Annotated in this window: 8 protein-coding genes; 4 read left to right on the plus strand and 4 right to left on the minus strand. The window is 45.4% G+C overall.

Annotated features, from left to right (window positions below; translation table 11 throughout):
• Both AEA42_RS08650 and cysC read left to right on the plus strand, forming a co-directional pair.
• Window positions 1–1,725: an SLC13 family permease gene (locus tag AEA42_RS08650; RefSeq protein WP_055647522.1), complete on the plus strand. Its 1,725-nt coding sequence runs from the start codon at window positions 1–3 to the stop codon at window positions 1,723–1,725.
• A gap of 44 nt (window positions 1,726–1,769) precedes the next feature.
• Entirely contained in the window at window positions 1,770–2,387 is a 618-nt protein-coding gene (cysC, locus tag AEA42_RS08655; RefSeq protein WP_037421649.1) for an adenylyl-sulfate kinase, read from the plus strand.
• Window positions 2,388–2,407: 20 nt separating this feature from the next.
• Here the strand turns inward: cysC and AEA42_RS08660 are convergent, their stop codons facing one another.
• On the minus strand, window positions 2,408–3,247 hold the full coding sequence (locus tag AEA42_RS08660) for a TIGR03899 family protein (protein WP_037426109.1): 840 nt from the start codon (window positions 3,245–3,247) through the stop codon (window positions 2,408–2,410).
• Between the two features lie 511 nt (window positions 3,248–3,758).
• Between AEA42_RS08660 and hemG the strand changes: the two genes are divergently transcribed.
• Window positions 3,759–4,280, plus strand: coding sequence for a menaquinone-dependent protoporphyrinogen IX dehydrogenase (hemG, locus tag AEA42_RS08665; protein WP_037421655.1), 522 nt, complete (start codon window positions 3,759–3,761; stop codon window positions 4,278–4,280).
• Window positions 4,281–4,323: 43 nt separating this feature from the next.
• Complete coding sequence (locus AEA42_RS08670; RefSeq protein WP_055647523.1) at window positions 4,324–4,851, plus strand: cytochrome b/b6 domain-containing protein; 528 nt, start codon at window positions 4,324–4,326, stop codon at window positions 4,849–4,851.
• Between the two features lie 148 nt (window positions 4,852–4,999).
• Here AEA42_RS08670 and AEA42_RS08675 read toward each other — a convergent pair whose 3' ends face one another.
• The 3 genes from AEA42_RS08675 to AEA42_RS08685 all read right to left on the minus strand — a co-directional run bounded on the left by AEA42_RS08675 (window position 5,000) and on the right by AEA42_RS08685 (window position 7,615).
• A complete protein-coding gene (locus tag AEA42_RS08675; protein ID WP_055647524.1) occupies window positions 5,000–5,752 on the minus strand; it encodes a thiol:disulfide interchange protein DsbA/DsbL in 753 nt (250 codons plus the stop codon).
• Window positions 5,753–6,008: 256 nt separating this feature from the next.
• Window positions 6,009–6,653: a DNA-J related domain-containing protein gene (locus AEA42_RS08680; protein ID WP_055647525.1), complete on the minus strand. Its 645-nt coding sequence runs from the start codon at window positions 6,651–6,653 to the stop codon at window positions 6,009–6,011.
• Window positions 6,654–6,961: 308 nt separating this feature from the next.
• Window positions 6,962–7,615 carry an oxygen-insensitive NAD(P)H-dependent nitroreductase NfsB gene (locus AEA42_RS08685; protein ID WP_055647526.1) on the minus strand — a complete coding sequence of 218 codons (654 nt, stop codon included), beginning with the start codon at window positions 7,613–7,615 and terminating at the stop codon, window positions 6,962–6,964.
• Window positions 7,616–7,801 lie beyond the last annotated feature (186 nt).

The following is a 7,801-nucleotide window of genomic DNA, read 5'->3' on the forward strand; positions in this document are numbered from 1 at the left end:
GTGAGTGACTTGTGGCTATTGGCGATAGTGTTGTTTGGGTTGTTGGCTGGCTTAATTGCTGGCCGCATAAACCCTGCGGTGTTGTTTTTATTTGCTTTTTTAATATGTTACCTCCTAGGTATGGTAACGCTCGACGCAGCGCTCACAAGCTTTACTAATACGGGATTAGTCACATTAGTGTTATTGGTGCTTGCGGCGACAGCGCTGGAAAAGACTTCATTGCTGGGAAAGTTAAGCCAAGTGATTGGTAATAGCTCGTTGGCGATGACAATGGCAAAGTTGGGATTTTCCACGGCTCTGCTGTCATCATTTACCAATAACACTGCGGTTGTGGCATCTTTGATTGGGGTAGTGCGCCGTAATCAGGCCCATGCGCCCGCTAAGTTATTACTGCCGCTTAACTATGCGACGATTCTTGGGGGAACGCTCACACTGATTGGTACCTCCACTAACCTTATCGTTAATTCGTTTGTGGATAATGCGGGCTTACCTGCGCTGGGTTTCTTTGAGTTTACCCCTGTTGCAGCGTTGATTGTACTGTTAGGCATTCCGCTACTGATTATGCTGGCTAATACCTTGCCCGACAGACGCGATGAAACGACAGAAGAAGCACTGCCCTATTTACTTGAGGCCCATGTCGCTAAAGGCTCGTCTTTAGTCGGTCGCAGTGTGGTGGACAACAAGCTCAGAGCCCTAAAAAAGCTTTATTTAGTGGAGCTTGAGCGAAGCGGTATTTGTATTTGCCCGGTTCCACCACAGTTAGTATTGCAAGCGGACGATGTGCTGCGGTTCAGTGGCGCGGTGGAGTCGGTGGAGCTGTTGCATCAATTCGATGGCCTCGATTGGTTTGGTAAGCACCAGGCAAAGGGACAAAACCTAGTCGAAGCGGTATTGGCCCCTTCGTCGAGCCTAGTGGGTAGCAGCTTAAAGGAATCTCGCTTTCGCGAACAGTTTGATGCGGCGGTTATGGCGATTCGCCGTGGCCATCATCCGTTAAAGGGCGGCTTGGGCGATATCGTATTGCAACCGGGCGATGTGTTACTGCTGACGCCGGGGGATGGTTTTAGCACCAATGCTAAGCTGAGTATCGAATTTGCCGCCGTCAGCGGACTCGATTTGAATGTGCGTTTAGACACTAAACGCAGTCGTATCGTATTAGCCGGATTTGTGTTGACGATTGGCCTGAGTCTGGCGGGGATTTTACCCTTGGCAAAAGGATTGGTGCTATTGCTGCTCAGCTACTTTGCCATTGGCGCCGTAACCTTATCTGAACTTAAGCGCCGTTTCCCGCTCGAGTTAGTCGTGATTGTGGGCAGCGCTTTGGGGTTGGCTAACCTGATGATGAGCACAGGTCTTGCTGAGGGACTCGCTCAAGGCTTACTCGGCGCAATCAATGGTTATGGGGTGTTTGGGGCGTTTGTGGGGGTTTATTTAGTTACCTTGTTGTTGACTGAACTGGTCACCAATAACGCCGCCGCGGCCTTGGCTTTCCCTATTGCCTATGCGGTGGCGCTGAATTATGGCGTCGATCCAAGGCCCTTTATTATGGCTGTGGTGTTTGGGGCTAGCGCTAGCTTTATTTCGCCCTATGGTTATCAAACCAACTTGATGGTGTTTAATGCGGGTAACTATCGTTTTAGTGACTTTGTACGGTTAGGGCTGCCCTTATCCCTACTGTATTCGCTGATTGTGATTTTTATGGTGCCGATCATCTTTCCGTTTTAACGATGCCTTTAGTCGTTGGTTTATTAAAGGTTTGAGGAGTGTTTATGAGCAATATAGTGTGGCATCAACATAGTGTCGACCAAGCAGCCAGAGCCAAACTCAAGGGGCAGAATCCGGTATTGCTTTGGTTTACCGGGCTTTCTGGCGCAGGTAAGTCGACCCTAGCAGGTGCGCTTGAGCGTGCATTATTTGAAGCGGGCTTTCACACCTATCTGCTCGATGGCGATAATGTGCGCCACGGTCTATGTAAAGATTTGGGCTTTAGCGTGGCCGACAGGGATGAAAACCTACGCCGTGTTGGCGAGGTAGCAAAACTTATGGTGGATGCGGGCTTGGTGGTGTTATCAGCTTTTATCTCTCCCACCCGAGAAGAGCGCGATAGCATACGTGCAAGATTCCCCGCTGGACAATTTATCGAAGTGCATGTATCGACGCCACTTAGCGTGTGTGAAGCGCGCGATCCCAAGGGATTGTACGTGAAAGCACGCAAGGGCGAAATCGCACATTTTACTGGGATTTCATCGCCCTATGAGGCCCCGCTCTCCGCTGAGTTGACGATTGATACCAGCAAAGGGGATTTAGCATCTCAAGTTCGGGCTTTGATTGATTATTTAACCGCAATCGATGTTATTAGCCCAAATCGCCTCACTGCACTGGCATAGAAGCAGTCTATAACAGCTTGTTATTCAATCTTAAAGTCCTTGGCAAATAGGGCTTGAAGGGCTTTAAGGTATTCTTGGTCCTGTTTAGGAAGCACAAGCTGCGCTAGTTCATCGCCAATAGGTGTTAATCGATAATAACTAAAGAGCAAATTACCGCTCTTAGGGGTTAGCTTCATTTGAATACCGGGCATAGTGAGTTGGATGGGGGTTTTACTATTGAGTAAACCCGTTTCAAACTCACTGCTGTGGAGTATCCCCGCATCAACTAGGGTGAGAATACTGGAGTAGGGCAGACCAAATTGCGAGAGACCTAGGGTGATGTTGGTATGCTTGCGAAAATATTGGCCAATCCCGCCCGTGAGCCGATAGCCGCTAATGAGTTTTAAGCGCTGCTCATTATTCACTTTTGCTGCCATGCCTAGGGCTTTTTCGAGGATTTGCGCTTCTCTGTGCGTTAATTGCTTAAGTAGCGCTAAGGTGCGCAGGCTAAAGTTTCCTGGGTTGATGATTTCACTAGAGAGAATACGTGCCCATAGGTCCTGCATTTTTCGATTATGGATTTGCTCTGCCATCAGAAAAAATTGATGACTCCAGTCGGGATCGAGATCCACCCCCGTCATGTCGGAAGAGGTATAACTTAAGGCGAGGGCGAAAATGGTTTCAACATTTGCCTGATACTGGCTGGCGAGTTTACGCTGCCGATGCTGGGCGCGTTCGGCAATCGAGGCATTGGCTGGACGATATTCTTCCTCACTGGCGAGACCGAGTTGACGGCCAAGTAAAAGGGCTTTTTTACGGGCAGAGACCTCCGCAGCGGGAGCGGCTTCATCCGCAAGCATTAAAATATCCGAATCCTTCATGCCTTAATCCTGTATCACTTGTCTGCTAATTTACATGGCAAATTAGGGAGAATACCCGCTCTGCCAAAAGTGTCCAGCTTAGCCGATTGTAAGCTTTAAGTCTCCGAGTTGGTTTGCTTTTATTCGCGCTTGCTAGACTAGGGCTAGAATTGCTGATTTTGTAACATTTTGATCCTCAGAGTGGTGATTTTTATTTTTGTGAGCAAGCTAGAATTACCGAATATCGAGGGATGGTTTGGCGCTAAGCCCGTGATCTATTTCATGTAAATAGATGACTAAATCACCTAGTATGCAATATCGTAATAGGCAGTTTGCTTTTTGCGTGGAAAACCTAAATATCGCTAGCGGACTCGCTATCCATAGAAGCGCATTGTTTATCTTGTGGTTACCTTCTGGATTGCGAGGCATTGAGTATCATATTGATTGGTATATTTAGGTCAACATAAGGCCGCCGTACTTGTTTTTCTTCTGGCCGCTTTTTCTTATTTTTGTTGAGATAATAGAGGCTTAAGTGAAAAAAATTCTGATCATCTTCTCCAGTGTTCATGGTCAAACTCGTAAGATCACGAATCAGTTAGCCCAGCAACTCAAAGAGTTAGGTAATTCGGTGGTGATTGCTGATATAAAAGCCGTCCCCGCGATGGAGTCCTTCGATAAGATCATCATTGGCGCTAGTATTCGTCACGGAAAACATAATCCTGCGCTGTATGAATTTATTCAGAAACATCAGCAAATCCTGACACAAAAAGTCGGTGGATTTTTCTCTGTGAGTTTAGTTGCCCGTAAACCTGAAAAAAATACCCCTGAGACCAATCCCTATATGCAGGCGTTTTTAACTAAAACGACTTGGCGTCCTCAGTTGTTGCAAGTGTTTGGCGGTAATTTGAATTATCAGGGTTATAATGCATTTGATAGGAATATCATACGTTTTATCATGTGGTTAACTAAGGGGCCCACGGATCCTGTTACTAATGTTGAATACACTGACTGGCAAAAAGTGCATGAGTTTGGATTACAAATCCACCAAGCCTAAGCGGGCGGTTGAGGCTAACGTTGATTATCGAGGATAAACCTATATGTCGAACAAATTAACCTTGATATTCGATTTTTTGTTGGCGCGTTTGCATGTTTGGCTGGTGTTGTCCGCAAGTCTACTTATCTGCACCAGTCCGTGGATTTTTATCGGTCGAAGCCTGCGTGCTAATGCTAGCATTTGGGATTATCTGCATGTATATCTGGGATTGGTGTGTGCTGCGTTAGGGATTTTATTTTTGTTGCGTAATAGCCTCCAAGGCAAATGGCACCAGTATTTTGCCTGGCTGGTGGGCGATTGGGAACAATTGGTGCAGGATATTAAAGGCCTTTTTAAAGGCAAGCTCCCCGTAGCCGGTGGCAAAGGCTTGTTTAGTTGTATCGAAGGGATTGGCATGGTACTGCTGGTCGCGACAGGATTAACTGGCGTTGTATGGTTTATTTACCAAGGAACACCACTGGCAATGACTTGGCGTGGTTATCATCAAATTTGTGCCGATGCTTTTATTGGCTTTTTAGTACTGCATATCATATTGGCCGCAACGCATATTATTGAATTTATTAGGCAATAACTTCTGCTACTGCTGAGCGTTAGGTCCAACCTGAGTGAGTTTATCTTGCTCTAACTTACTGAAGGGACTGACTAGTATCGATTCATTTTTGATTGAGACTTGTCAGTCCGCTAAAGCATCCATTCGCAAAAAACAGAAGCTTATATTGTTACCTTAAACGCTTTTGACGGCCAAGAGCGACGGCAGCGGCAAAGGCTAAGAATAACCAGTTTAGGCTACCACCAGAACTTTTAGGTGCCTGTGCATCTTTTTCGACGGCAAGATAGTTAATTAAGCCAATCAGTTCGTCTAAGGTTCTGATGCTGCTTAAGTTAACTGCATATTTGTCATTAACAATAAAGGCTGGCACGCTTTCAACGCGGAATTGGTTTTGCTGGGCACGCCAAAGGGCTAGCTTTTCATCTGTGCTTTTACTGTCGGCAAGTTTGTCGTACTTCGCCGCGTCTATACCGAACTTAGCAAAGACTTGTTTTATGTCGTCACGGCTATTGATTTGCGATTCGTGCTTATGTCCAGGGGCGCTGTGGTCGTGGCCATTAGCGCCTTCTTCTCCTTGGATCGCGGCGAACATGGCATGGGTTAGAGCGTCTTTATTATCCAGCTCTTGGATGACGGCCAGCGAACGCATGACTTCAGTCCCTAAAGCACTATTCATAAAGTCGACATGCTTAGTATCAAATGCAATGCCCTTGTTTAAGTTAGCTTTGATATCAGGCAGATAATTGGTTTCCATATTGAAGCAATTATGGCAATAGAAGGAGAAAAACTCGGTAAGTTTAGGCTCACTACTCGGCGCTTTATCAGAAATTTGAGTGTAGTGAGTGCCTTCCACAAAATTTGCTGCAAAGCTGCTGAATGGTGCAACGATTAAGGCGACAGCCAAGGCGATTGGTTTGATCATAGAACCCTCAAAGTCGGTTAGATTGAATCCAGTACATTAAGTGCTATGCGTTGTGCCTAATGGTAATGGATAAGCTGATTCAATCTTGAAATTACGCTTGTGTTATACCAGCGTGAAGATGGTTTTAGGTTAGTTTGAAATGCTTAATTATCGCTGAATTAGTGCGCCGATATTGAACTAAATCTGTGATCCCGTGGGAGTTTAGACCTAGAAGTTTGCAAGACTGCAAAGGGGATCACAGATATATCAACATTCGCTAAGCAATATCCCGCAGGGATTGCCAAGCCTCGCAGACTTCGCGAAAGCGGGCAGCATCACCTTCGGGTCTATCAGGATGCCATTTGAGGGCTAAACGACGCCATTGTTTGCGGATATCTTTTGGGGTTGCGCTTTCATCTAACTCAAAAACTCTTAGGGCATGTCCTTTGTGCATTAAATTTACATTGAGGCCAATGTAGCTCTTATAACTGCTCCAGAAAGCCTCTAATAATTCCCTCACCACGTTTTCGCTGGTGTCGTAGTTATTCCAGTCAAGATAATATTCTCGCAGGGAAGTCTCTTCCGTTATCAATAAGTTAACATTTGATGGCACGAGGCGGAAAATCTGGATTTCCATTGCTTTAACTTGTAACCATTGCTTAGGAAGAAGCATTTCTTGCAGTTCGAACAGGGCATTCATCAGTAGAAAGTTACGCTTAAATAAATCATTACCCGGGTTTTCATCTAAAGGATGGATAAGCCCTCTGCTCTGTAATTCGGTGGCGAGGTGATGGATTTTCCAACTTTGATTGGAAGCTTGTAACACCGATAGCACTGGCCAGATTAACGGATTATCCCCCTTAGTGGTCGAAAGCCTTGCCGATTGAGCTTCTGCACTGAGTGAAGGTTTTGCGAGTAGCATACTGACAGTCCCATCCTAAGTTATTATCAAGCGAGTGTGGCGATTAAACTGAGTGTACATCTATCCATAAGATTTTTAAGGCTTTTACCTTAAATTTGCCGCTAATTACAGCGTGCTAGATGTACACTATGCCACAGTGCAAAGTGTAGGCAAAGATGGATTTTAGAGCAATTTGCCTCAAGGTCGCATAGGCTTTGCTGGCGGGAATGGTGTTAATTTTTTTACGATGAGTGATGGGGCAAGGTCGAAAATACCCTTGTTCACTTATGCAAAACAAGGGTACTTACGGTTAGCTTAGGCGTCAGGATTTAGATTTCAGTAAAGATAACTTCTTGTGCTAAACGTGACTTAGGTAATTTAGCATTAAAGTCTTCTTCAGAGCGATAACCAAGGGCTACAATCACAGAAGCGCATAGACCTTTTTCTCGTAAGCCTAAGACTTGATTAAGTTTAGTCGCATCGAAACCTTCGATCGGGCAAGCATCAATATCGAGCACGCTGGCACCTAACATTAGGGTGCCGAGTGCTAAATAGACTTGTTTTTCCATCCAATGCTGGGCGTCTTTTAGCTCAAATTTATGCATATTGGCAAAGAAAGAGCGACCATTATGTTGGCCTTGTTTGGCTTCTTCATTGGCAAAACGGCCATCTTTGGCCTCTTGCTCTAGCACTTGCAGTAAATGGGTTTCATCGAGTTGAGTACGGGTACACAGTACTACCACATGGGAAGCATTGAGAATTTTTTGGGTATTAAAGGCGTAGTTCTCAGTCGCTTGGGCGATCAACGCTTTGCCTTCTGCCGTACCGGCAAGCACAAAATGCCAAGGCTGTGAGTTAGTTGATGATGGGCTGAACTGTAATAAGGTCTTGATGTCGGCAATCTTGTCGGCAGGAATTGTCTTGGTTGGATCAAAGGCCTTAGTGGTGTAACGCTTTTTAGCGAGAAAACTTAAATCACTCATGTAACGGCTCCAAATCATCTAGGAATACAAAATCAACCTCAGCATTTTAAGCAGGTTTAGGTAGTGTTCATAATTCTGTGTCATTTCAGTAAAATATTCAAAAACAGGAATGACACATGACCCAACCTTTTAACTTCGAACAAGCCCTTAAAGATCTGCAATCAGGTAAAAGCCTCACAGGTAAAG

Origin of the sequence: Shewanella sp. Sh95 (genome assembly GCF_001308045.1) — a bacterium.
Lineage (GTDB): Bacteria > Pseudomonadota > Gammaproteobacteria > Enterobacterales > Shewanellaceae > Shewanella > Shewanella xiamenensis.